Here is a 22,469-nt window from a genome sequence, read left to right as displayed (position 1 = left end):
TTGAGCAGCCCAAAGACCGGCCTGGGGCACGGGGGGCGCAAGGGGGTGGGGGCGCATTCGCGCGTGTGCTCCGGGCGCGCTGGGTGAGGCCCCCGTGCGCACTGTTGCTCGACGCCGGGCGCGGGCAGACTGCAGCGGACGGAGGCACACTGGATCACCATGCGAGCGGCTGGACCGCGGCCCGCCCGGGCGTGCGGTCCGGCGTACCGGACACGTACGAGGGGGTGGGGCGGCATGACCGAGCCGGAGTTCACGGCCACGGGCGTGCGGATCGGGAAGCGGCTGCGTTCGCTCACCCGGGCCGGACAGGTCCGGATCAGCGGCGGCAGGGTCGAGCTGCTCACCAGCTACGGCAGCGAGATCGACAGCGCGCCGGTGCGTGCGGTGCGCGCCTCCCGGCCCTGGTTCGCGCCGCAGGACCGGGCGCTCGCGGACCTCGGCGGCAAGCGGTACCTGCTGACCCTGGGCGATCACGACCCCGCTCCGGGCGAGCCGGGACCGCCCGCGGCACGCCGGTTCATCGAGGCCGTCCGCGACGCGGCCCGGCGTGGTGACTGAGCGCGTCCCGCGCCGCCCGGCGGGCCGGCCGGCGCGGGACGCGCGGGATCCGCGGACGGTCCGCGCGAGTTGCGGTGTCGCACCCCTTGCGTCACGCTGGTCACACGTCACTCTGGGTTTACCGGCGATAACGCTGCGAACCAGCCCGCCGGGCACGACAGCAGGCGGCCTTTTCTTTCTGGCGCTGCTGGATCCGAACTCCGTGTTCTTCCGGACCCTTCAAGTCGGGGAGTCGCAGCCGTGATCAGTCACCCAAGCAGGCACTGCGCGGTAGAGCTGCAAGCCCTGCCGTCGCGGATCGGCCAGGTCCGCAGAATCCTTTCAGCGCAGTTGCGCTACTGGCATCTGGACACCCTCATCGACCGCGCCGTGCTCGGTGTGACGGAGCTGTTGACCAACGTCCACCGGCACGCCCAGCCCGACAAGGTGTGCACCGTCGAGATAGAGCTGCTGCTGGACCGGCTCATGGTCTCGGTGCGCGACCACGACCCCCGGCTCCCCGAGGTACGGGACGTCGGCCCCGGCGCCACCAGCGGGCGCGGGCTCGCCATGGTGGCCGCCATGAGCGAGAGCTGGGGCGCGCGCCCGGACGGCGAGTCGGGCAAGGTCGTCTGGTTCACCCTGCCCACCTCGCCGGTCACCGCCACCGCCCGCCCCCCGCTCCGCACGGCCGACACACCGGCCCGCCGGTTCGCCGAGGTCGAGCCGGTGGCCGACGCCCACAGGAACGCACACGCTCCCGCCCGGTCCGCCGTCGCAGGCTGACCGGGCGGTGAGACATCCCGGCACGCGCCCGCGCCGCCGCCCCGCGGCCGGCGCGTGGAGGCGGCGCCGGGGGCGTCGTCGGACCCCGCCGCCGGGATCGTCGGTCGGCCGTCACCGTCGGTCGGCCGTCACCGTCGGCCGTCACCGTCACTCGGCCGTCACCGTCACTCGGCCGTCACCGTCACTCGGCGGCGACGGCGCGCAGGACGTCCAGGCGCGCCGCCCGCCGGGCCGGGCGCAGGGCCGCCAGAACGCCGGCCGTGAGGCCCACCAGGGCCACGGTCAGCAGCCGCACCGGCGGGACGGCGAACGCGAAGGCGCTGTCGCTCGCTCCGTCGGAGGCTTCGACCAGGGTCCAGCCGAGGAAGGTGCCCAGGGCGAGGCCGTTCACGGTGCCGAGGGCGGCGACGAGGACGGACTCCCAGCGGACCATGGCCCGCAGTTGGGGGCGGGTCTGGCCGACGGCCCGCAACAGGCCCAGTTCGCGGGTGCGTTCGTGGACCGCCAGGGTGAGGGTGTTGGCAATGCCCAGCAGCGCGATGAGGACCGCGAGCGCGAGCAGCGCGTAGACCAGGGTCAGCATCATGTCGATGCCGCCGGCCGAGGAGCGCGCGTACTCGTCGCGGGTCTGCACCTCGGGGCCGCCGTAGCGCGCGGCGACCCTCCGCACCGCGGCCCTGCCCGCGTCCGCGCTCACGCCGTCCCTGAAGGTGACCGCGACGAGCGTGTCGGCGTCCTGTGTGCGGTGCGGGGCCCAGGCGGCGCGGGTGATGACGTAGTCGCCGGCGAGTTCGGAGCGGCCGTAGACCGCGCGGACGGTGAACGTCTTCGTCCGGCCGTCGGCGAAGGTGAGCCGCGCCGTGTCGCCGGTGCTGAGGTGCTGCCTGCCGGCCTCCTTCCGGGTGAGGGCGATGCCATCGGCGCCGAGGTGGCGCAGGGAGCCGTCGATGTCGCCCAGGTCGAAGGTGCGTTCCAGGGCGACCGGATCGGTCACGGTCAACGCCCTGCCCTTGCCGTCGACTTCGGCCACGCCGCGGCCGAGCCCCACGGCGGTGTCCACCTCGGGCAGGCGGCCGATCGCCCCGGCGAGCCGGGGGCTGAGTCCGCTGCCGCCCGCGCCGAACGACGGGGTGCTCACGGCGACGTCGCCCGCGAAGGACCGCGACACGGTCTGGTCCATGGTCGCCTCGAGCGAGGCCGCGAACACCGTGAACAGCGACACGACGGCCACGCCGATCATCAGGGCGGTGGCGGTGGCGGCCGTCCGCCGGGGACTGCGCAGGGCGTTGCGCCGGGCGAGGGCGCCGGTGACGCCGCGCAGCCGGCCGAGGGGGCCGCCGAGGACACGTACGGCCGCGGTGGCGACGGCCGGACCGAGGACCACGAAGGAGACCAGCGCGAGGACGGCGCCGGCTCCCGCCGCCCAGAGCGACCGTGCGGCCAGGACGCCGGTGAGCGTGACGGCGACGGCGATGACGGCGAGGCCCACTCCGGCGGCGGCCCGCGTACGGGAGGCGCCGGAGTGGTCGACGGCCGTCTCGCGCAGGGCGGCCAGCGGGGCGGTGCGCCCGGCGCGTACGGCGGGCAGGAGGGCGGAGCCGAGGCAGACCAGGACGCCGACCGCGAGCGGCGACACCAGCGAAACGGCGCCGATCACCAGGTCGCCGTCGGGGAAGGGGAAGCCGATCGCCGGGAACAGCGCCTGGAGTCCCGCGGCGACGCCGATGCCGCCCGCCAGCCCGGCCGCCGACGCGGTCACGGCCACGGCGCTCGCCTCCAGAAGGGTCGCCGCGGTGATCTGGCGGCGTGTCGCGCCGACTGCCCTGAGCAGGGCGTTCTCGCGTGTGCGTTGGGCGGTGACGATGGCGAGGGTGTTGTGGATGGAGAAGGTCGCCACCAGCAGGGCGACGCCGGAGAAGACCAGCAGGAAGGCGGTGAAGAGGGTGAGGAACCGGCTGGAGACCATGTCGGTGTTCTCCCGCGCCGACTCCTGGCCGGTGATCGCCTCGATGCCCGCGGGCAGGGCCCGGGTCAGACGGGACACCAATTCTCGCTGGTCCACGCCGGGTTCGGCCCGTACGAGGATGCTCGCCGCCTCGCCCGGCCTGGCCGTGAGGTACTTCCCGGCGTCGGCGCGCGTCATGCCGGTGTAGGTCACCTGCGCCATGCCGTCCGCGCCGCCGAAGGTCGCGAGGCCGACGATCGTCACCCGGACCGGGTCGGGTGTGCGCAGGGTCGTGGTGTCGCCGATGTGCAGGCCGCCCTTCTTCGCGGCGCCGCGGTTGACGACGACCTCGCCGGGCTTGCGGGGGGCGCGGCCCTCGGCGAGCCGGTAGGGATTGAGTTCCGGGTCGGCGATCCAGTTCCCGGCGACGGTGGGCGGTCCCTTGCCGCCGACGGGCTCTCCGTCGGCCCCGACGAGCTGGCCCGCGCCCTGGATGTCGGGCTCGGCGGCGGCCACGCCCGGCACCGCGGCGAGGGCGTCGGCGAGGTGCGCGTCGACCGGCCGGCGCACGCCCTGGCTCTCCCCGGGCGCGGTGATGGCGTCGGCGCCGCGGACGACGGCGTCGGTGCCGCGGGCCGCGTCGCCGAACATGGTGTCGAAGCCGGCGCGGAGCGTGTCGCCCATGACGAGGGTGCCGGTCAGGAAGGCGACGCCGAGGAACACGGCGAGGAACGTGCCGGCGAAGCGCCGCTTGTGGGCGCGCAGGGAGGCCGCGCTCAGGCGGACGGGGGCGTTCATCAGCGCACCTCGAAGGATTTCAGCCGGTCCAGGACCCGGTCGGCGGTCGGCGAGTCCATCCGGTCGACCAGGCGTCCGTCCGCGAGGAAGACGACCTCGTCGGCATGGGCGGCGGCCACCGGGTCGTGGGTGACCATGACGACCGTGCGGCCGGTGCGGCGCACGGTGCGGCCGAGCAGCCCGAGGACCTCCTGGCCGGAGCGTGAGTCGAGGTTGCCGGTCGGCTCGTCGGCGAAGACCACGTCCGGACGGCCGGCGAACGCCCGCGCCACCGCGACGCGTTGCTGCTGGCCGCCGGAGAGCTCGGCGGGCCGGTGGTGGAGCCGGTCGCGCAGGCCGACGACGTCGACGAGCGCGTCGGTCCACTCCGGGTCGCCGCCCTCGCCCGCGAGGTCCAGCGGCAGCGTGATGTTCTCCCGGACGGTCAGCGTGGGCACCAGGTTGAACGCCTGGAAGACGAAGCCCACCCGGTCGCGGCGCAGCAGGGTCAGCCGCCGGTCGTCGAGGCCGCCCAGGTCGGTGTCGCCGACGAAGGCGGCGCCCGAGGTGAGCGTGTCGAGGCCGGCCGCGCAGTGCATCAGGGTGGACTTGCCGGAGCCGGAGGGCCCCATGATCGCGGTGAAGCGGCCGGCCGGGAAGCCGACGCTCACCCCGTCCAGGGCCCTGACCGCGGTGTCGCCGCGGCCGTAGACCTTGACGGCGTCGACGACCCGGGCGGCCGTCCGGCCGGCGGTCGTCGTGGTCATGCCGCACCGCCCCTGCCGCCCTTGCCGGTGCGGCCGAACTGCTCGTCCAGGACGGACAGCCGGCGCCAGTACTCGTCCTCGTCGATCTCACCGGAGGCGAAGCGGTGGCCGAGCACGGTGATCGGTGAGTTCTCCTGGACGGTGGGCCGCCACGGGGCGCCGCCGCGTCCGCGCCGCACCGTGCGGCGCAGCAGGGTGACGGCGCCGGTCACGACGGCCGCCCAGACCAGCGGGAACAGCAGGATCCACGGGCCGGGCCCGCCGTCGCCGAAGTGCGCCAGGTTCTGCATGTCGGTTCAGCTCCTCGGAGTCGCGATGGAGGTGACGGAGGCGGTGGCCTCGTCGTCCCGTCGCTTCCGAGGGTCGTCCCCGAAGGGGGCCCCGGTCGTCGTACGGCCAGCGGCACCGCGCCTACCACGGGGGGAGTACGCGGGCGGCGGGCGGCTGCTTCCCGGTCCGGCTCAGCGGGGGGTGACGTCCCCGTGGCTGATGCGGTAGTGGAAGGTGTCGGAGTAGCCGATCGACGGCGTGATCAGCAGGCTGACGTCGACCGGTGCGGGCTCGGTGCTCGCGGTGGCGAACTCGCGGACCGCGTGCCTGCCGGTCAGCGGGTACCAGAACCAGCCGCCGGCCTTGCCCACCGTGATGTGGTCGGACTCCTTCCAGGCCCCGCCGTCATGGACGAAGACCCGCATGCGCACGGTGGCGGCGTACTTGTCGGACGTGGACCGCAGGGCCGTGAGCGTGACCTTGTAGTCCGTGCCGAGAACCGATGTCGCGATGTCCTGGGACTGCGGGGCCCTCCGGGCGGGCGCCGACGCTCCGGCGTCCGCGGTGGCGGCGGAGCCCGTGGTGGCCAGGGTGGTGAGTGCGAGCGCTGCGGCGGAGAGTGCGACGGTCCGCCGGCGCGGTCCGTGCGGTGTCTTGTCTGTCGTCATGTCGGCCTCCCTCACTGAAGGGGACACGCGGGCGGCGACCGGCGGTTGCGGACCGTTCGGCCCTGGACGCGGCGGCCCCGTGGACGTTACCTGTCAGTATGTACGGTTGTGCACCTGAGGGCCTGCGCTGAGTCACCGTCGCCGCACAGGGCGGAGGACACGCGGGAACGATCCGGCGGGCCGTTTCGTTGCCCGGACCCATCGACGTCGCGATCCCTGGGAGCATCGTGCCCGAAAACACGTCAGCCACGTCCGCCACGCCGGCCACGTCCGCCGCTTCCCCCGTTCTCCCGGCCCTCCCGGCCCTGAGCGCGCAGGCCGAACGACTGATCGAACTGGGGGTGCACCAGACGGCGGGGCTGTCCGCCGCCCGGCTCCGCGCCTTCGCCGCGGCGGCCGAGGCCGTCGCGGGCGCGGAGGGCGCCCTGCTCACCGTGCACCCGGACCGGGCCCCCGCCTCCGCCCTCGCGCCGCTGCTCCGCCATGACGGCAAACCGGGCTTCGTCGTGACGGACATGACGGATGTCGACCTCTTCGCCCCGCTCGACAGCGTCGTGCTGCCGGACTCCCCGCTCCACGTCCTCACCGGCCTGGACCGCGGCGACCACATGGCCGGCTGGAGTCCGGACGAGGCGCTGCCCGCCCTCACGAACAAGGCCCGCACCCCGTTACTGCTCACCGAGGGCATCCACTGGGTGCTGCAGCAGCCCGCCGTCCTGGAGCGCAACCACTGCTTCATGACCATCGGCTCCCGGCTGCGCAAGGCGGGCGGCGTCCTGGACGCCCGTACCCCGGCGATCTGGATCAGCAACGGCACCGGGCGGGACGGCCGCGAGCGCCGCGACGCGCCCAAGGTCGGCTGGTGCTGGGCGGGCAACCGGCACACCTGGCTGGGCTTCGCCTCGGCGGCGGACCGCCGGGGCGGGGACCGGTAGGTCGGCTCACCGCGGGCGGGACGAGGGGTCGGTGTCGAGGAGGGCCACGTTCGCGCGGTCCTCGGGGTCCTCGCTGGGCTCGGCGGCGAACCAGGCGTCGAGGATCTCCTTCAGCAGCGGCCCGGACGTCAGCCGCAGGCTCAGCGCCAGCACGTTCGCGTCGTTCCAGCGGCGGGCGCCGTCGGCCGTGCCGGCGTCCGTGCACAGGGCGGCCCGCACCCCCGGCACCTTGTTCGCGGCGATGGACGCGCCGGTGCCGGTCCAGCAGCACACGACCGCCTGGTCCGACGCCCCGGCGGCGACCTCGCGGGCCGCGGCCCGGGAGCACACGGCCCACTGCGGGTCGTCGCCGGCCTTCAGCGCCCCGTGGGTCACCACCTCGTGGCCGCGTTCGCGCAGCACGTCGACGAGGAGGCGGGCCACCGGCTCGTCCATGTCCGAGGAAACGGAGATGCGCATGGTGGGTCTGGCTCCTTCGGGCTCAGGCCGCCAGCGCGGCCAGGGGGTCGTCCAGGACCGGCTGCCACGCCAGCTCCGCGGCGCCGACCAGGCTGTTGTGGTCCAGGCCGCAGGCCAGGATCGGCACACCGCCGCTCTGGCCCCACAGGCTGCGTCCGGCGACCACCGCGCGCAGCCGGTCGGGGTCGGCGTCGAGGAGGGTGCGGTGCAGGCCGCCGAGGATGATGCGGTCCGGGTTGAGGATGTTGACCAGGCCCGCCAGGCCGAGGCCGAGGCGGTCGATGAGGGTCTCGGCGGCCGCGCGGACGGACGGGGTGTCGTAGTGGCCGCGGATCAGGTCGTGGGCCTGCTGCAGCAGGGACACCTCCGGGCCGGGGTCGAGGCCGGCGGCGGTGAGGAAGGCCAGCGGGTCGGCCTCGACGTCGAGACAGCCGCGGCTGCCGCAGTGGCAGGGGCGGCCCTCGGGGTTGACGGTGAGGTGGCCGACCTCCAGCGCCAGGCCCGAACTCCCGGTGTGCAGGCGGCCGTCCAGCACCAGCGCGCCGCCCACGCCGCGGTGCCCGGTGGCCACGCACAGCAGGTCCCGCGCGCCGCGGCCCGCCCCGTGCCGGTGCTCGGCGAGCGCGGCGAGGTTGACGTCGTTGCCCGCGAAGGCGGGTCCGGTGATCCCGGCCTCGCGCACCCGCTCCGCGAAGATCCGCCGCACCGGCGCGCCCACCGGCCAGGCGAGATGCAGCGGGTTCAGGGCGAGGCCCTCCGGCTCGGCGACCGCGGACGGCACGGCCAGTCCGGCGCCGACGCAGCGCAGACCGGTCTCCCGCAGCAGCCGCGCGCCGGCGTCGACGACCGAGCCGAGCACCTTCGCCGGGTCGGCGTCGACGGTCTCGCAGCCCGGCGCGGTGGCGACGATCCGGCCGCCGAGGCCGACCAGCGCGGCCCGGAACCCGTCGGCGTGCACCTGCGCGGCGAGGGCGACCGGCCCCTCCTCGGCGATCTCCAGCCGGTGCGAGGGCCTGCCCTGCGAACCGGCCGCCGCGCCGGGCCGGGCGTCGACCCGGATCAGCCCGAGCGCCTCCAGCTCGGCGGCGACCGCGCCGGCCGTCGCCCGCGTCACCCCGAGTTCGGCGGTGAGCACGGCCCGGGTGGGCGCCCGTCCGGTGTGCACGAGCTCCAACGCGGGGCCGAGCGCGCCGCGCCCCCGGTCCAGACGCGTCCTCGAGGTGGTCCCTTCCCCCGCCGGCCGGGGGTCCGCCTTGCCGCTCATGAGGGCGAGTCTCCCATGATCCGCGGGCGCGCCGGGCTACGGGCCGCCGACCCGGAGCGTGACGTTCAGCCGTCCGGTCAGCCCCAACTCCGGTGGCGCGGTGCCCGGATGGACCCGGGGCACGCCGTGATGGGCGAGCCGGGACGGGCCGCCGAAGACGAACAGGTCGCCGCTGCGCAGTTCGACGTCCGTCCAGGGCCTGGTGCGGGTCTCGGCGTTGCCGAAACGGAAGACGCAACTGTCGCCCAGGCTGAGGGAGACGACCGGCGCGTCGGACCTCTCGTCGCTGTCGCGGTGCATGCCCATGCGGGCGTCGGCGTCGTAGTAGTTGATCAGCGCGATGTCGTAGGGGGGCGCCGTCGTCCCCAGCGTGTCCGCGACGGCCCGGCGGGCCAGGTCGCCGAGCCAGGCCGGGAACGGCTTCACCGGGGCGCCGTCGCCGTCGACGGCCGTGGCGGCGTAGCCGTACGGGTACCAGTGCCGGCCGAGACAGACCTGGCGGGCGGACATCGTGCCGCCGCCGGGGGTGCGGACGGTGCGCAGGCCGGCGGGCGGGCGGGCCCACGCGCGGCACGCCCGCAGCAGCTCCCGCTGACCCTCCGCGTCCAGCCAGTCCGGCACGTGCACCGCGCCGGGCGCTACCTCGGTGCGGAACCGGGGGAACAGTCCGGCATCCATGTCTTCCATCGTGCCGCGTCCCGCCGCGTGAGCTCGCCGGCCGGGGCTGGGGCCGGGGCGGACCGGGGCCGGGCGGTCCGCGGGGACGCGGTGCCTCCCGGGCGACGCCGGACGACCCGCGCGGCAGGCCTTAGCCTTGGGGCACGATGAACGACCGGATGACCACGCCCTGGGGCGAGCTCGCGCTGACCCGTTTCCCGCACGACCCGCGCGAGAGGCTGCGTGCCTGGGACGCCGCCGACGCCTACCTGCTCCGGCATCTGGCCGCCGAGGAGGTGCCGCTGTCGGGCACCGTGGTGGTGGTCGGGGACCGGTGGGGCGCCCTGGTCACCGCCCTCGCGGCGCACCGGCCCGTGCAGATCACCGACTCCTTCCTGTCGCAGGAGGCGACCCGGGCGAACCTGGCCCGGGCCGGGGCCGAACCGGGGACCGTGGGGCTGCTGACCACCCAGGACCCGCCGCCCGAGCGGGTCGACGTGCTGCTGGTGCGGGTGCCCAAGAGCCTGGCGCTGCTCGAGGACCAGCTGCTGCGGCTGGCGCCCGCCGTGCACGCGGGCACGGTCGTCGTCGGCGCCGGGATGGTGAAGGAGATCCACACCTCGACGCTGCGGCTGTTCGAGCGGATCCTCGGCCCGACCCGCACCTCGCTCGCGGAGCAGAAGGCCCGCCTGATCTTCTGCGCGCCGGACCCGGCGCTTCCCCGGCCCGTCAACCCGTGGCCGTACAGCTACGCCCTGCCCGACGGAATCGGCCCGCTGTCGGGGCGCACCGTGGTCAACCACGCGGGGGTGTTCTGCGCCGACCGGCTCGACATCGGCACCCGTTTCTTCCTGCGGCACCTGCCGGCCGGGCACGGTGCCCGGCGGGTGGTGGACCTGGGCTGCGGCAACGGTGTCGTCGGCGCGGCGGTGGCGGCCGCCGATCCGGCGGCCGAGGTGCTGTTCGTGGACGAGTCGTTCCAGGCCGTCGCCTCGGCGGAGGCCACGTGGAAGGCCGGCGGGCTGCCGGGACACGCCGAGTTCCGGGTCGGGGACGGGCTGGCGGGGGTGCCGGACGGCAGCGTCGACCTGGTGCTCAACAACCCGCCGTTCCACTCGCACCAGGCGACGACCGACGCCACCGCGTGGCGGATGTTCACCGGCGCCCGGCGTGCGCTGCGGCCCGGTGGCGAGCTGTGGGTGGTCGGCAACCGGCACCTCGGGTACCACGTCAAGCTGCGGCGGCTGTTCGGCAACAGCGAACTCGTCGCCGGCGACCGGAAGTTCGTGGTGCTGAAGGCCGTGAAGAGGTGATCAGGCGCGGGCCAGCACGCCGGTGATCCGCTCCACCGTACGGGCCATCGCCTCGCGTCCCACGCTCAGGTAGGCGCGGGAGTCCGCCGCCTCGGGATGGGCGGCCAGGAACGTGCGGATGGCGCCCGTCATGGCGAGGTTGAGGGCGGTGCCGACGTTCACCTTGGCGATGCCGCCCGCGACGGCGGCGACGAGTTCGCCGTCCGGGAGCCCGGAGGAGCCGTGCAGCACGAGGGGCACGTCCAGGGTGGCTGACAGGCGTTCGAGGAGGTCGTGGTCGAGGGTGGCGGTACGCGTGGTCATCGCGTGCACGCTGCCGACCGCGACGGCGAGGGCGTCCACGCCGGAGCCGGCGACGAAGGCGCGGGCCTGGTCGGGGTCGGTGCGGGCGCCGGGGGCGTGGGCGTCCAGCGGCGGCCGGTCGTCCTTGCCCGCGACCTGCCCCAACTCGGCCTCGATCCACAGCCCTTGGGCGTGCGCCCAGCTCGCTGCCGCGCTGGTCGCGGCGAGGTTGTCCGGGTAGGGCAGGTGGGACGCGTCGTACATCACCGAGCTGAAGCCGGCGTCCGGCGCCTGCCGCAGCAGGCCGTCGCTCTGGACGTGGTCGAGGTGCAGGGCGACCGGGACGGCGGCGCGTTCGGCGGCGGCGACGGCGGCGCGGGCGAGCGGCAGCAGCCGCCCGTAGCGGAACTTTACGGCGTTCTCGCTGACCTGGAGGACGACGGGGGCCCGCGCGGACTCGGCGCCGGCGATGACGGCCTCGACGTGTTCCAGCGTGATGACGTTGAAGGAGGGGACGGCGGAGCGGGCCGCCGCGGCGCGGGCGACGAGCTCACCGGTGGTCACGAGGGGCACGGCCGGTCCTTTCCGGGACTCCGGGACCCCGGGACTCCGGGACTCCGGGACTCCGGGACTCCGGGACTCCGGGACTTCAGGGCTTCAGGGCTTCAGGGCTTCAGGGCTCAGGGCTCAGGGCTCAGGGCTCAGGGCACAGGGGGGTCAGTGCTCTGCGGCTCAGGGGGCGCAGGGGCTCAGGGGGCAAAGGGGCTCAGGGCGTGAGGATCACGGAGCGGGTGAGGTGGCGTGGGTTGTCCGGGTCGAGGCCGCGGGCGGCGGCCACGGCGACGGCGAGGCGCTGGACGCGGACCAGCCCGGCGAGCGGGTCGAGGCCGTCCGCCACCCACGTGCCGCCGGTGGCGCGGACCTGTCCGGCCAGCCCCTCGGGCGGGTCGCCGAGCATCCAGGTGGCGGTGGAGCGGGTGGTGATGCTGATGGGGCCGTGCCGGTACTCCATCGCCGGGTAGGCCTCGGTCCAGGCGAGCGCGGCCTCGCGCATCTTCAGCCCGGCCTCGTGGGCCAGGCCGACCGTCCAGCCCCGGCCCAGGAAGGTGAACTGCGCGCAGTCGACGAGCCCTTCGGGCAGCGGGGTGGCGAGCGCGGTGCGGGCGTCGGCGACGACGGCGTCGGTGTGCAGGCCGAGGTGGGCACGCAGCAGGGTCAGCGCGCTGGTCGCGAACCGGGTCTGGACGACGGAGCGTTCGTCGGCGAAGCCGAGCACGACGGTGTCGTCGGCGGCGTCCACGACGGGCGTGTCCGGGTCGGCGGTGACGGCGACGGTCCGGGTGCGCCCCTTCAGCCTGCCGAGCAGCTCCAGCACTTCGGTGGTGGTGCCGGAGCGGGTGAGGGCGACGACGCGGTCGTAGGACCGCCCGTGGGGGAACTCGGAGGCGGCGAAGGCGTCCGTCTCGCCCTGGCCTGCGGCCTCGCGCAGGGCCGCGGCCGCCTGCGCCATGAAGTACGAGGTGCCGCATCCGGTGAGCGCGACCCGCTCCCCCGGCGCCGGAAGCACGCCGGTGTGCCGTCCGGCCTCCGCGGCCGCGCGCGTCCAGCACTCGGGCTGGCTGGTCAGTTCGTCCTCGACGTACGTCATGGCGTCCCCTCCTCGTCACCGCGCTGTGATTTTTCCTGCAAGATACCCAGCCGTTTCGAGCAACTTCAAGCATATCGACGCGATCTCGTTGCGCTAGGGTCGCCGGGAGGCCGAGGGACGGAGGGTGCGGATGTCGCGGGACGCCCGCTGGAAGACGCTGCTGGAACTGCTCGTCGAACGCGGCCGGCTCGACGTGGAGGAGGCGGCCGCCGATCTGCGGGTGTCGGCCGCGACGATCCGGCGCGACTTCGACCAGCTCGCCGAGCAGCAGATGCTGGTGCGGACCCGGGGCGGCGCGGTCGTGCACGGGGTGTCGTACGAGCTGCCGCTGCGGTACAAGACGGCCCGGCACGCCTCCGAGAAGCAGCGCATCGCGAAGGCCGTCGCCGCTGTGGTCTCCCCCGGCGAGGCGGTGGGCCTCACCGGCGGCACGACCACCACCGAGGTGGCGCGCGCCCTGGCGGTGCGCGGCGATCTCGCCTCCGGTTCGCCCGCGCTCACCGTCGTCACGAACGCGCTGAACATCGCCAACGAGCTGGCGGTGCGCCCCCAGTTCAAGATCGTGGTGACCGGCGGGGTCGCGCGCCCGCAGTCGTACGAACTCGTCGGGCCGCTCGCCGACGGGGTGCTGGGGCAGATCACCCTCGATGTGGCGGTGCTCGGCGTGGTCGCCTTCGACGTCACCCACGGCGCCGCCGCGCACGACGAGGCGGAGGCCGCGGTCAACCGGCTGCTGTGCGAACGGGCCGAGCGGGTGGTGGTCGCGGCCGACTCCAGCAAGCTGGGCCGGCGCGCGTTCGCCCGCATCTGCGCGGCCGACGCGGTGGACACGCTGGTCACGGACACGGCGGCGAGCCCGGACGCGGTGCGGCGGTTCGAGGAGGCCGGAGTGCGGGTCGTCGCCGTCTGACCCGAGGCCGACCGGGCCTCGACGCACTCCGCGGTCGCGCCCGGGCGATCCCCACGGCCGCGCCTTCGCGAACCCCGCGCCCCCGCCTCCGCGAACCCACCGCCCTCGCCTCCGCGGACCCCGCGTCCTCGCCTCCGCGAACCCACCGCCCCCGCCTCCGCGAACCCACCGCCCCCGCCTCCGCGAACCCCGCGTCCTCGCCTCCGCAAACCCACCGCCCCCGCCTCCGCGAACCCCGCGTCCTCGCCTCCGCGAACCCACCGCCCCCGCCTCCGCGAACCCCGCGTCCTCGCCTCCGCGAACCCACCGCCCTCGCCTTCATGAACCCCGCGCTCGGGGCGGCGATCCGCCCTAAGCTGGAGCGGGGATCCGGTCGGGGCAGGGAGGCTGCGATGGGCGGTAGCGCGACCGACGAGGAGAGGCCGGGGTCCGCCCCGCGCTATCTGCCGATCGCGGAGCACGGTCTCATCGGTGATCTGCGCAGCGTGGCCCTGGTGGGCACGGACGGCACCATCGACTGGTACTGCTGTCCGTCCTTCGACGCGCCGAGCGTCTTCGCGTCGATCCTCGACGCCGAGCGCGGCGGCTGCTTCGAGCTGGCGGCGGCCGTGCCCGCGACGACGAAGCAGTTCTACTTCCCCGACACCAATGTCCTGATCACCCGCTTCTTCACCGAGGACGGTGTCGGCGAGGTGCAGGATTTCATGCCCATCAGCGGCGAGAAGGTCGAGGCCGACCGGCACCGGCTGATCCGGCGCGTGGTGTGCGTGCGCGGCTCGATCCCGTTCAGCGTCCGGGTCGCCCCGCGGTTCGAGTACGGCGCCCGGCCGCACACCCTGCGCATGATCAGCGGGGTGGCGCTGTTCCAGACCGACGCGCTGTCGCTCGCGCTGACCGCGACCGTGCCGATGGAGGCCGACGGCCCCGACGCGCGGGCCGACTTCAAGCTCGCCGAGGGCGAGTCGGCGGTGTTCGCGCTCGACCAGGTCGGCGGGGACGTGCAGCCGCGCGGGTGCGCGCGGCTCGAGGCCGAGGAGCAGTTCACCACCACGGTGGCGTACTGGCGGCGCTGGCTGTCCGCCTCCAAGTACCGGGGCCGCTGGCGGGAGATGGTGCACCGCTCCGCGCTCACCTTGAAGCTGCTCACCTACGCGCCCACCGGCGCGATGGTCGCCGCGCCGACCACGAGCCTGCCCGAGGAACTGGGCGGCGAGCGCAACTGGGACTACCGGTACATGTGGGTGCGCGACGCGGCGTTCTGCGTCTACGCGCTGCTGCGGCTCGGCTTCACCGGCGAGGCCGAGGCGTTCATGGACTTCGTGACCCGGCACGTCAGTCCCGGCGACGGCAAGCCGTCGGGCCCGCTGCAGATCATGTACGGCATCGACGGCCGCACCGACCTGCCCGAGGTCGAGCTCGACCACCTGGAGGGGCATCACGGGTCGGCGCCGGTGCGGGTCGGCAACGGCGCCGCCGAGCAGTTGCAGCTCGACATCTACGGCGCGCTCATCGACTCGATCTACCTCTACGACAAGTGGGCCAAGCCGGTCTCCAGCGACCAGTGGGACGACGTGTGCGCGCTGGTGGACTGGGTGTGCGAGCACTGGGACCAGCCCGACGAGGGGATCTGGGAGACCCGCGGCGGCCGGAAGAACTTCCTGTACTCGCGGCTGATGTGCTGGGTGGCGATCGAACGGGCCATCCGCATGGCCAACCGGCGCGGCCTGCCCGCCGACCTGCCGCGCTGGCGGCAGTGCCGGGACACCATCTACCGGCGGATCATGAGCCGGGGCTGGTCGGAGTCCCGGCAGGCCTTCGTGCAGCACGAGGACGGCGACGTGCTGGACGCGGCCGTGCTGATGATGCCGCTGACGAAGTTCATCGCCCCCACCGATCCCAAGTGGCTGTCCACGCTCGACGCCCTCACCCAAGACCTGGTGTCCGACTCGCTGGTCTACCGCTACGACCCGACGGCCAGCCCCGACGGGCTGCGCGGCGACGAGGGCACCTTCTCCATCTGCTCGTTCTGGTACGTCGAGGCCATGGTGCACGCCGGACGGATCGACGAGGCCCGCCTCGCCTTCGAGAAGATGCTGACCTACGCCAACCACCTCGGCCTGTACGCCGAGGAGATCAGCCACACCGGGGAGCAGCAGGGCAACTTCCCGCAGGCGTTCACCCATCTCTCGCTCATCAGCGCCGCCTTCAACCTGGACCGGGCCCTCGGCTGAGACCGGCGGCCGCCTGCGGCGGGGGCCGTGTCACCGGCCGGTCACCGGCGCGTAGCCTCGGAACCGGATCAGCCGGATCAGCCGGATCAGCCGGTGGGCAGGGCGGCATGTCGCGCGTCCCCGCCCGTGGCATGTCGCGCCGACGACGGGAGCCCTCATGACGAGCCTCGACGGGATGCCCGGTCTCCGGGCCGGTGAACCGGGCGACCCGCCCGCGGTGACGCTCGCCCGCGTGCGGATCGGGCCGGGCGGGCCGCTGGGCAGCGTGCGGGTCGCCGGCGGGAGGATCGTCGCCGTGGTGGCGGAGGACGGGCGCGGTGACGTCACGGAGGAGGCCGCGGGGAACTCCGCGGGGAAGGCCGCGGGGGACGTGGTGGTCGACCTGGGCGGGCGGACCGTCCTGCCCGGTCTGTGGGACGCCCACGTGCACATGGCCCAGTGGGCCGGCAACCGGCACCGGCTCGACCTGTCCGGCATCGGCTCGGCGCGGGCGGTGGCCGAGGCCGTACGGCGGCACGCGACCGGCCTGCCCGCCGGGGAGATGCTGACGGGCCACAGCTTCCGGGACGGGCTGTGGTCCGACACGCCGCACCGGTCGCTGCTCGACGCCGTGTGCCCGGACCGGCCGGTCGCGCTGGTCGGCGCGGACCTGCACGCCGCGTGGCTGAACTCGGCGGCACTGGCGCGGGTCGGACGGGGCGGCCATCCGACGGGCCTGCTGCGGGAGCACGAGTGCTTCGAGGTGCTCGACGCGCTGACCGAGGCGCCCGCGGAGGTGCTCGACCGGTGGGTGGCCGAGGCGTGCCGGGACGCGGCCGCGCGGGGCGTCACGGGCATCGTCGACTTCCACTTCGCCGACAACGTCACCGACTGGAGCCGGCGCGCCGCGGCGGCGCCGCTCGCGGTGCGGGTGCGGGCCGCCGTGTATCCGGCGCAATTGGAGGAGGTGATCGAGCGCGGGCTCCGCACCGGCGACGTCCTGCCGGGGACCGGCGGCATGGTCCGGGTCGGCCCGCTCAAGGTGTTCACGGACGGTTCCCTCAACACGCGCACCGCGCTGTGCCGCGACCCCTACCCGGGTCTCGAGGGCACTCCGGAGGCGTACGGGGTGCAGGAGACGCCGCGGGAGGAACTGGTCCGGCTGATGCGGCGGGCCGCCGCGCACGGCCTGGAACCCGCCGTCCACGCGATCGGCGACCGCGCCAACACGCTCGCCCTCGACGCGTTCGAGGCCGTCGGCTGCCGGGGCCGCGTCGAGCACGCCCAGTTGCTGACAGCGGCGGACGTGCCGCGATTCGCGGAGCTGGGCATCACGGCGAGCGTGCAGCCCGCGCACGCCCCCGACGACCGCGACGTCGCCGACCGGCACTGGGCCGGACGCACCGGGCGGGCCTTCGCCTACGCCGACCTGCTGGCGGCCGGCGTGCGGCTGGAGTTCGGCTCCGACGCCCCCGTCTCCCCCCTCGACCCGTGGCTGGGCATCGCGTCGGCCGTCAGCCGGACGGCCGACGAGCGGCCCGCCTGGCACCCGGAACAACGCCTGCCGGTTGGGGCGGCGCTCGCGGCGTCGGCGCTGGGCCGTTCCCGCCCCCGCGCCGGCGCCCCGGCCGACCTGGTGATCGTCGACGCGGACCCGCTGGAGGCGGACGCCCCCACGCTGCGCGAGATGCCGGTACACGCCACAATGGCCGCCGGCCGCTGGACACGCGGCCCCTTCTGAGAACACCCGCGAGGCACCCCGCGCGCGGGTGAGTACCACGTGCGCGTGTGAGACTCACGTGCGCGTGTGAGCACCACGTGCGCGTGAGCACCGCGTATGACGCGGCGCGAGACGCAACCCAACCCGACCGGTTCCCCCCGCTCGCGCCGGACCGCCACCCGCGCCCCGCCCCGCCCCGGTGCCGGGCCACCCCGATCCAGAACTCCGGCGCCAGGCTCCGCGGGCAACGGCCCGGTCGCGGCGCAGGTCGGTGGGGCACAGTGCCGCACGTTGTCAGGAGCACCCCGTCGGCATCAGGTCCGGGGAGCGGGCGCCGCGTCGGTCACGGCCGGCGGTGCCGGCCGGCGCGCGGCGCCGTAGCCACCGGCCGGCCCGACCGCCAGGGCCGGACGGCCCCCGCCTCACCCGGGTGGCCCCTCCGCGCACGGCACCGCCCGCGTTGCACTGGGAACGGAAGCGGCGCCGGCGACCGGGAGGCGGGGACATGGCAGGGACAACGCCGAAGACCGCCACCGCACGCTCGGAGTCAGTGTCATGATCGCCATAGCCGTTCTGCTGCAACTGCTCATCGTCGCCGGTGCGTTGTACGACACCGCCCGCCTGCTGAGCCCGGCCGCGGGCCACCACGCCGTGCGGGTACGACGGCACCGCGCCGCCCTGGAGGCGGCCGAGGGACGACTGGTGGGACAGCGGCTGCGCGGCCGGATCGACGCGGCCGCCTACCGGGAGAGGATGCGGTCCCTCGCCGAGGACCGGCCCCGCCCGGCCGTTGCGTGGCATCGGAGCCGGGAAGCGGGGCCCGGGTCCGGCGGCAAGGCGACAGAGACGTCCGGTCCCTGACTGCCACCCGCCGCGCGGGGTGTGCCCGCCCGCTGCCGGAGCGGCGCCTGCCCCAGGGAACAGCCGCCCGGAGGGAGACACGGTCACACGTGGGTCGTCCCCCGCGCCCTGACCGGCCCGGCCGCCCGCCGGTCCGCGCGCAGCCTGGTCCTCCGGCCCGGAGCCGGCGCCCCCTGCCCGGGCCCGGGACGCCGGCTCCGGTCGGCCACGCCGCCCCCGCCGTCGGCCCCCGTCCCGACCGCCCCCGTCAGCCGCTCTTGCGGCCCACCCCCGCGTACACCCAGTACTCCGACGGGTTGTCGGGGACGCGGTCGTGCGGGTCCGGGCGCCACACAGGGACGTGGACCAGGCCCGGGTCCACCAGGTCGAAGCCCGTGAAGAGGCCGAGGATCTCCTCGTGGGAGCGGGCGGTCACCGGCGACGTGGCCCTGGACCGGTACAGCCGGCCCACCGCGGCGGCCGTGTCCGGGCGGTCCTGGTTCGTGGCGTGGGACAGGGCCAGCCAGCTGTCGCCGGGCAGGGCGTCCCGGAAGCCGGCGACGATGCCGGCCGGGTCCTCCTCCGGCGTGATGAAGTGCAGGATCGCGACCATCAGCACCGCGACCGGCTGCTCGAAGTCGATCAGTTTGTGCAGCTGCGGGGAGGACAGGACCTCGTCCGGGCGCCGGATGTCGGCGTCGACGATGTCCGCGTCCGGATTGTCCGCGAGCAGCGACGCGCTGTGGGCGACGGCGACGGGGTCCTTGTCGACGTAGACCACCCGGGCGCCGGGGCTGGCCGCCTGCGCCACCTCGTGCACGTTGCCCTGGGTGGGGATGCCCGAGCCGAGGTCGATGAACTGCCGCACCCCGTTGCCTATCAGGAAGCGCACGGCCCGTCCGAGGAAGGCGCGGTTGGCCCGGGCGAGCATGCGGACCTGGGGGTCGATGGCCGTGAACGCCGCCACCGCCTCCCGGTCGATGGCGAAGTTGTGCTCTCCGCCGAGCATCGCGTCGTACATCCGGGCGACGCTCGCCTTGTCGGGATCGGCTCCCGGCGGCAGAGGTCCACTGTCGGTCACCAGAACATCCTTTCGGCACAAGGCACTTGACACCTCATCATATAGTTACCGACGACCCGCGGCGATATCGTTGTCGTCGCCGCGCGCCCCGGTCCCCCACCCGGAAAGGCACCACGACCCTGCGGAACGAACCGCGCAGCCGCACCGAGGACACCCCCACCGCACTGCCCTCTCCCCGTCGTTCGGCCTTCTCCCCCGCGGCCGACGTCATCGGCTCGGAACTCGACCTGCGGATGACCGGCAGCCACGTCGTGCACGCGCTGGCGCCGGGCTTCTGCGACGCCGCCTCCGTCTACCTGCTGGAGCGCTGGCGCCGCGAGGAGACCGCGTACGTCACCGCGGACCCGCCCCAGATAGAGGCGCGCCGCCTGGCCCTGCGGGTGGGCACGGACGCGCCGGAGGCGTGGGAGGGCGTGCTGCCGGTCGGCGAAGTGATCGTCTTCCCCCGCGAGACGCCGTACACCCGCGCGCTCGCCGACGGACAGGCCCAGCTGCACGACTCCGTCGACGCGCACACGGCCGAACGGCTCACCGCCTCCGGCCCCGGCGACATCCGGATCGACATGCTGCTGCAGGCGGCGTCCTTCCTGGTGGTGCCGCTGCGGCTGCGGAACACCGCGATCGGCTTCATCGCCTGCACGCGCGGGCCGGACCGGGGGCCGTTCGTGACCGCGGAGGTGGCCGCGGTGGAGTCGCTGGCCGCGCGGGCCTCCATCGCGCTGGACAACGCGCGCCGCTACGAACGCGAGCGGCGCACCGCCCTGGCCATCCGCAACAGTCTGCTTCCCGGCACCGTCCGGGAGGCCGAGGGCTGCCGCATCGCCCACGGCTGCCTGCCGGCCGGGCAGGGCACGGTCATCGGCGGCGACTGGTTCGACGTGCTCAACAGGCCGGGCGGCCGGGTCAGCCTGATCGTCGGGGACGCCATGGGGCACGGTCCGGAGTCCGCGGTCGCGATGATCCAGCTGCGTACCGCGGTCCGTACCCTGGCGGGACTGGACATGCCCGCCGTGGAGCTCGTACGGCGGCTGGACGCGCTCGCCAGCGACACCCCGGACGCGTCCTTCGCGACCTGCATCTACGCCGAGTGGGATCCGCGGCAGGGCACCTGCACCCTGGTCGGGGCGGGGCACCCGCCCCCGCTGCTGCGCGGCCCGGACGGCCGGACCGCGCCGGTGGCGCTCGCCGGGGCCGGCCTGCCCCTCGGTCTGGGCACGGGCGGCTACGAGGCGACCGTGCTGAAGGTGCCGGAACCGGCCCTGCTCGTGCTCTACAGCGACGGACTCGTCGAGTCCCGCGAACACGACATCGACCAGGAGATCGCCCGCCTCGCCCGCACGCTGGACGAGGCCGCCGCCGACCACCCCGACGCGGACGCCGGCGGCCCGGACCCGCTGCCGGCGCTGTGCCGGCGGCTGCTGCACAGCACGGCTGTCGCCGACGACCGCACCGTGCTGCTCGCCCGGCTGACGCCGGCGCGGGACTGAGCCCACCGCCGTCCCGCCCGGAGCTCAGGCCGTCAGGGTCGCCCACACGGCGTTGCCGCCGGTGAGCCGCGAGCGGTCCACGCCCCAGGCCTGGGCCAGTTGCTCCACCAGCAGCAGCCCGCGTCCGCCCTCGTCGTCGGGGCCCGGGTCGCACCGGGGCAGGTCGCGGCCCGTGTAGTCGTGGTCGTGCACCTCCAGGCGCACGCATCCGTCGGCGACCAGTCCGATGCCGCACAGGATCCGCGCGCTGAGCGTGTGGCGCACGGCGTTGGTGGCCAGTTCGGACAGCAGCAGCACCGCGTCCGCGCACACCTCCCCGGGCACCCGCCAGCCGGTCAGCCGCGCGCCGATGGAGCGGCGGGCGACCCGGACGCTGGAGCGGTGCGCGGGCAGTTCGAGCCAGTGCGCGCGATCCGGGTCAGGGACGTCTAACAGCTGGGAGTACGAGGTCGTCTGGGAGAACACGGTGTTGGCCTTCCGTGGGGGCGGAGCACAGCCGGGGGGCGGGGGACGTACACCGAACGACTGAGCACGCCAACTCCATTGGGAATATGGATCGTTGGCAGAAAAGCGCTCGCGTTCTGGCGGCACGGATCACACAAGTAACTATGCTCGCACCCGAGTTCAGGCTGCAACCGGCTCCCTGATAATTTCACACAGCCGGTGTCGGTCTGGCGGCGTCATCAAGTGCCTGTCAGACTCGGGTGGGTGACGGACCCTCAGGAGGTAAGGGCGTGAGCGAAGGCCGTTCGGGTGCGGGCAGCGGCGCCAGCGCACCCACCGTGCTCCGCATGATCCTCGGCCGACGGCTGCAGGAGCGGCGGCAGAACGCCGGCGCCTCGCTGGAGGACGCGGCGCGGGCGCTGCGGGTGAAGACCCTGACCATCCGGCGCCTGGAGAAGGCGGAGGTCGGTCTCAAGCCGCTCTACGTGGAGAAGCTGCTGGAGACCTACGGGGCGGACCGGCAGGAGATCGACGAGTTCGTCGCCCTCGCCGAGCGGGCCAACGAGCCCGGCTGGTGGCACACGTACCGGGACGTGCTGCCCACCTGGTTCAGCGCCTACGTCAGCCTGGAGACCGGCGCCAAGACCCTGCGCACCTACGAGCCCCATTACGTCACGGGCCTGCTGCAGACCCCCGCGTACGCGCGCGGCGTCCTCGGCGGCGGCTTCCCCAACGACAGCGACGAGGACCTCGAGCGGCGCGTGGACCTGCGGCTGCGCCGCGCCGGCCTGCTGGACAGAGCCGACGCGCCCACGCTGTGGGTGGTGATGGAAGAGGCCGTGCTGCACCGGGTGGTCGGCGGTCCCGAGGTCATGCGGGAACAGATCGAACGGCTCCTGGAGGTCTCGGAGCTGGAGCACGTCAGCATCGACGTCGTGCCGTTCACGGCAGGCGCCCACGTCGGCGCCTGCGCGCCGTTCACGTACTTCCGCTTCGAGGAGCCGGAGCTGCCCGACATCGTCTACAGCGAGATCCTCTCCGGCGCGATGTACCTGGACCAGCGTTCGGACGTGGTGGCTCATCTCGAGGCGCACAACCGCATGTCCCTGCTGACCTCGGACGCGGAGAGCAGGGCGCTCCTGAACCGCATGCGCAAGGAGTACTCATGACCACCATCGACGGTGACGTCTACAACGGGATGCCCGCGTCGGACCTCGGCGAACACGGCTGGGAGTCTCCGTGGAGCGGCCCGAACGGGGGCCAGTGCGTGCAGACGAAGCAGCTCGCCGACGGCCGGGTGGCCCTGCGGCAGTCGACGGATCCCGCCGGTCCGGCGCTGATCTACACCCCCGAGGAGATCGCCGCGTTCGTCGCGGGGGTCAAACGGGGCCTCGCCGACCACCTGGCGGCCGGCTGAGCCGCCCACCGAGCCCGAGCGGGAGCCGGCCCCGGCCCGCGACCTGCCCGAA

The 22,469-nt window shown here is 74.6% G+C and carries 22 protein-coding genes; 11 read left to right on the top strand and 11 right to left on the bottom strand.

Going from position 1 to position 22,469, the window contains the following annotated elements; translation table 11 throughout:
• Positions 1-234: 234 nt before the first annotated feature.
• Together ACH4ZX_RS01650 and ACH4ZX_RS01645 are read left to right on the top strand one after the other, a co-directional pair.
• Positions 235-558 carry a hypothetical protein gene (locus ACH4ZX_RS01650; protein WP_398265781.1) on the top strand — a complete coding sequence of 108 codons (324 nt, stop codon included), beginning with the start codon at positions 235-237 and terminating at the stop codon, positions 556-558.
• A 240-nt stretch (positions 559-798) separates the two neighbouring features.
• A complete protein-coding gene (locus ACH4ZX_RS01645; RefSeq protein ID WP_398265778.1) occupies positions 799-1,323 on the top strand; it encodes an ATP-binding protein in 525 nt (174 codons plus the stop codon).
• A 181-nt stretch (positions 1,324-1,504) separates the two neighbouring features.
• On the opposite strand, the gene ACH4ZX_RS01640 is transcribed toward ACH4ZX_RS01645, so the two are convergent.
• From ACH4ZX_RS01640 to ACH4ZX_RS01625, 4 genes are all read right to left on the bottom strand, one after another.
• A complete protein-coding gene (locus ACH4ZX_RS01640; RefSeq protein ID WP_398265775.1) occupies positions 1,505-4,066 on the bottom strand; it encodes an ABC transporter permease in 2,562 nt (853 codons plus the stop codon).
• Entirely contained in the window at positions 4,066-4,812 is a 747-nt protein-coding gene (locus tag ACH4ZX_RS01635; protein ID WP_398265772.1) for an ABC transporter ATP-binding protein, read from the bottom strand. The genes ACH4ZX_RS01640 and ACH4ZX_RS01635 overlap by 1 nt, the downstream gene beginning before the upstream one ends.
• Positions 4,809-5,102 carry an SHOCT domain-containing protein gene (locus ACH4ZX_RS01630; RefSeq protein ID WP_398265769.1) on the bottom strand — a complete coding sequence of 98 codons (294 nt, stop codon included), beginning with the start codon at positions 5,100-5,102 and terminating at the stop codon, positions 4,809-4,811. Before ACH4ZX_RS01630 ends, ACH4ZX_RS01635 begins: the two co-directional genes overlap by 4 nt.
• Positions 5,103-5,273: 171 nt before the next feature.
• On the bottom strand, positions 5,274-5,750 hold the full coding sequence (locus ACH4ZX_RS01625) for a hypothetical protein (protein WP_398265766.1): 477 nt from the start codon (positions 5,748-5,750) through the stop codon (positions 5,274-5,276).
• A gap of 227 nt (positions 5,751-5,977) precedes the next feature.
• On the opposite strand from ACH4ZX_RS01625, the gene ACH4ZX_RS01620 reads away from it, so the two are divergent.
• A complete protein-coding gene (locus ACH4ZX_RS01620) occupies positions 5,978-6,685 on the top strand; it encodes a DUF5701 family protein (RefSeq protein WP_398265763.1) in 708 nt (235 codons plus the stop codon).
• A 6-nt stretch (positions 6,686-6,691) separates the two neighbouring features.
• On the opposite strand, the gene ACH4ZX_RS01615 is transcribed toward ACH4ZX_RS01620, so the two are convergent.
• The 3 genes from ACH4ZX_RS01615 to ACH4ZX_RS01605 are packed head-to-tail and all read right to left on the bottom strand — an operon-like array spanning position 6,692 to position 9,086.
• A complete protein-coding gene (locus tag ACH4ZX_RS01615) occupies positions 6,692-7,144 on the bottom strand; it encodes an RpiB/LacA/LacB family sugar-phosphate isomerase (protein ID WP_398265760.1) in 453 nt (150 codons plus the stop codon).
• Positions 7,145-7,166: 22 nt separating this feature from the next.
• Positions 7,167-8,408 (bottom strand): ROK family protein, encoded by a 1,242-nt coding sequence (locus ACH4ZX_RS01610; protein WP_398265757.1) that lies wholly within the window; start codon positions 8,406-8,408, stop codon positions 7,167-7,169.
• A 36-nt stretch (positions 8,409-8,444) separates the two neighbouring features.
• Positions 8,445-9,086: an alpha-ketoglutarate-dependent dioxygenase AlkB family protein gene (locus ACH4ZX_RS01605; RefSeq protein ID WP_398265754.1), complete on the bottom strand. Its 642-nt coding sequence runs from the start codon at positions 9,084-9,086 to the stop codon at positions 8,445-8,447.
• A gap of 158 nt (positions 9,087-9,244) precedes the next feature.
• Between ACH4ZX_RS01605 and ACH4ZX_RS01600 the strand changes: the two genes are divergently transcribed.
• Positions 9,245-10,378, top strand: a complete 1,134-nt coding sequence (locus ACH4ZX_RS01600) for a methyltransferase (RefSeq protein ID WP_398265751.1) — start codon at positions 9,245-9,247, stop codon at positions 10,376-10,378.
• Here ACH4ZX_RS01600 and ACH4ZX_RS01595 read toward each other — a convergent pair whose 3' ends face one another.
• Positions 10,379-11,233 carry a ketose-bisphosphate aldolase gene (locus ACH4ZX_RS01595; protein WP_398265748.1) on the bottom strand — a complete coding sequence of 285 codons (855 nt, stop codon included), beginning with the start codon at positions 11,231-11,233 and terminating at the stop codon, positions 10,379-10,381.
• A 193-nt stretch (positions 11,234-11,426) separates the two neighbouring features.
• Positions 11,427-12,308: an SIS domain-containing protein gene (locus ACH4ZX_RS01590; protein ID WP_398265745.1), complete on the bottom strand. Its 882-nt coding sequence runs from the start codon at positions 12,306-12,308 to the stop codon at positions 11,427-11,429.
• A 130-nt stretch (positions 12,309-12,438) separates the two neighbouring features.
• Here ACH4ZX_RS01590 and ACH4ZX_RS01585 point away from each other — a divergent pair, with 130 nt between their 5' ends.
• The 4 genes from ACH4ZX_RS01585 (at position 12,439) to ACH4ZX_RS01570 (ending at position 18,009) form a co-directional block, all read left to right on the top strand.
• A complete protein-coding gene (locus ACH4ZX_RS01585) occupies positions 12,439-13,218 on the top strand; it encodes a DeoR/GlpR family DNA-binding transcription regulator (RefSeq protein ID WP_398265742.1) in 780 nt (259 codons plus the stop codon).
• Between the two features lie 392 nt (positions 13,219-13,610).
• On the top strand, positions 13,611-15,449 hold the full coding sequence (locus ACH4ZX_RS01580) for a glycoside hydrolase family 15 protein (RefSeq protein WP_398265740.1): 1,839 nt from the start codon (positions 13,611-13,613) through the stop codon (positions 15,447-15,449).
• A gap of 157 nt (positions 15,450-15,606) precedes the next feature.
• Positions 15,607-17,169, top strand: coding sequence for an amidohydrolase (locus ACH4ZX_RS01575; RefSeq protein WP_398265737.1), 1,563 nt, complete (start codon positions 15,607-15,609; stop codon positions 17,167-17,169).
• Positions 17,170-17,703: 534 nt separating this feature from the next.
• On the top strand, positions 17,704-18,009 hold the full coding sequence (locus ACH4ZX_RS01570) for a hypothetical protein (RefSeq protein WP_398265734.1): 306 nt from the start codon (positions 17,704-17,706) through the stop codon (positions 18,007-18,009).
• Between the two features lie 247 nt (positions 18,010-18,256).
• Here the strand turns inward: ACH4ZX_RS01570 and ACH4ZX_RS01565 are convergent, their stop codons facing one another.
• On the bottom strand, positions 18,257-19,069 hold the full coding sequence (locus tag ACH4ZX_RS01565; protein WP_398265731.1) for an SAM-dependent methyltransferase: 813 nt from the start codon (positions 19,067-19,069) through the stop codon (positions 18,257-18,259).
• Positions 19,070-19,302: 233 nt separating this feature from the next.
• Here ACH4ZX_RS01565 and ACH4ZX_RS01560 point away from each other — a divergent pair, with 233 nt between their 5' ends.
• Positions 19,303-20,556 carry a PP2C family protein-serine/threonine phosphatase gene (locus ACH4ZX_RS01560; RefSeq protein WP_398265729.1) on the top strand — a complete coding sequence of 418 codons (1,254 nt, stop codon included), beginning with the start codon at positions 19,303-19,305 and terminating at the stop codon, positions 20,554-20,556.
• Between the two features lie 24 nt (positions 20,557-20,580).
• On the opposite strand, the gene ACH4ZX_RS01555 is transcribed toward ACH4ZX_RS01560, so the two are convergent.
• Positions 20,581-21,021: an ATP-binding protein gene (locus ACH4ZX_RS01555; RefSeq protein WP_360754879.1), complete on the bottom strand. Its 441-nt coding sequence runs from the start codon at positions 21,019-21,021 to the stop codon at positions 20,581-20,583.
• 269 nt (positions 21,022-21,290) lie between these two features.
• Here ACH4ZX_RS01555 and ACH4ZX_RS01550 point away from each other — a divergent pair, with 269 nt between their 5' ends.
• Both ACH4ZX_RS01550 and ACH4ZX_RS01545 read left to right on the top strand, forming a co-directional pair.
• Positions 21,291-22,169, top strand: coding sequence for a helix-turn-helix domain-containing protein (locus ACH4ZX_RS01550; protein WP_398265725.1), 879 nt, complete (start codon positions 21,291-21,293; stop codon positions 22,167-22,169).
• The gene (locus ACH4ZX_RS01545; RefSeq protein WP_398265722.1) at positions 22,166-22,417 is read left to right on the top strand and encodes a DUF397 domain-containing protein; all 252 of its coding nucleotides are present in this window, start codon (positions 22,166-22,168) and stop codon (positions 22,415-22,417) included. The genes ACH4ZX_RS01550 and ACH4ZX_RS01545 overlap by 4 nt, the downstream gene beginning before the upstream one ends.
• The last annotated feature ends 52 nt before the right edge of the window (positions 22,418-22,469 follow it).

The sequence above is a fragment of the Streptomyces sp. NPDC020490 genome (genome assembly GCF_044335305.1).
Lineage (GTDB): Bacteria > Actinomycetota > Actinomycetes > Streptomycetales > Streptomycetaceae > Streptomyces.
This window is presented reverse-complemented; position numbering and strand designations above follow the sequence as displayed.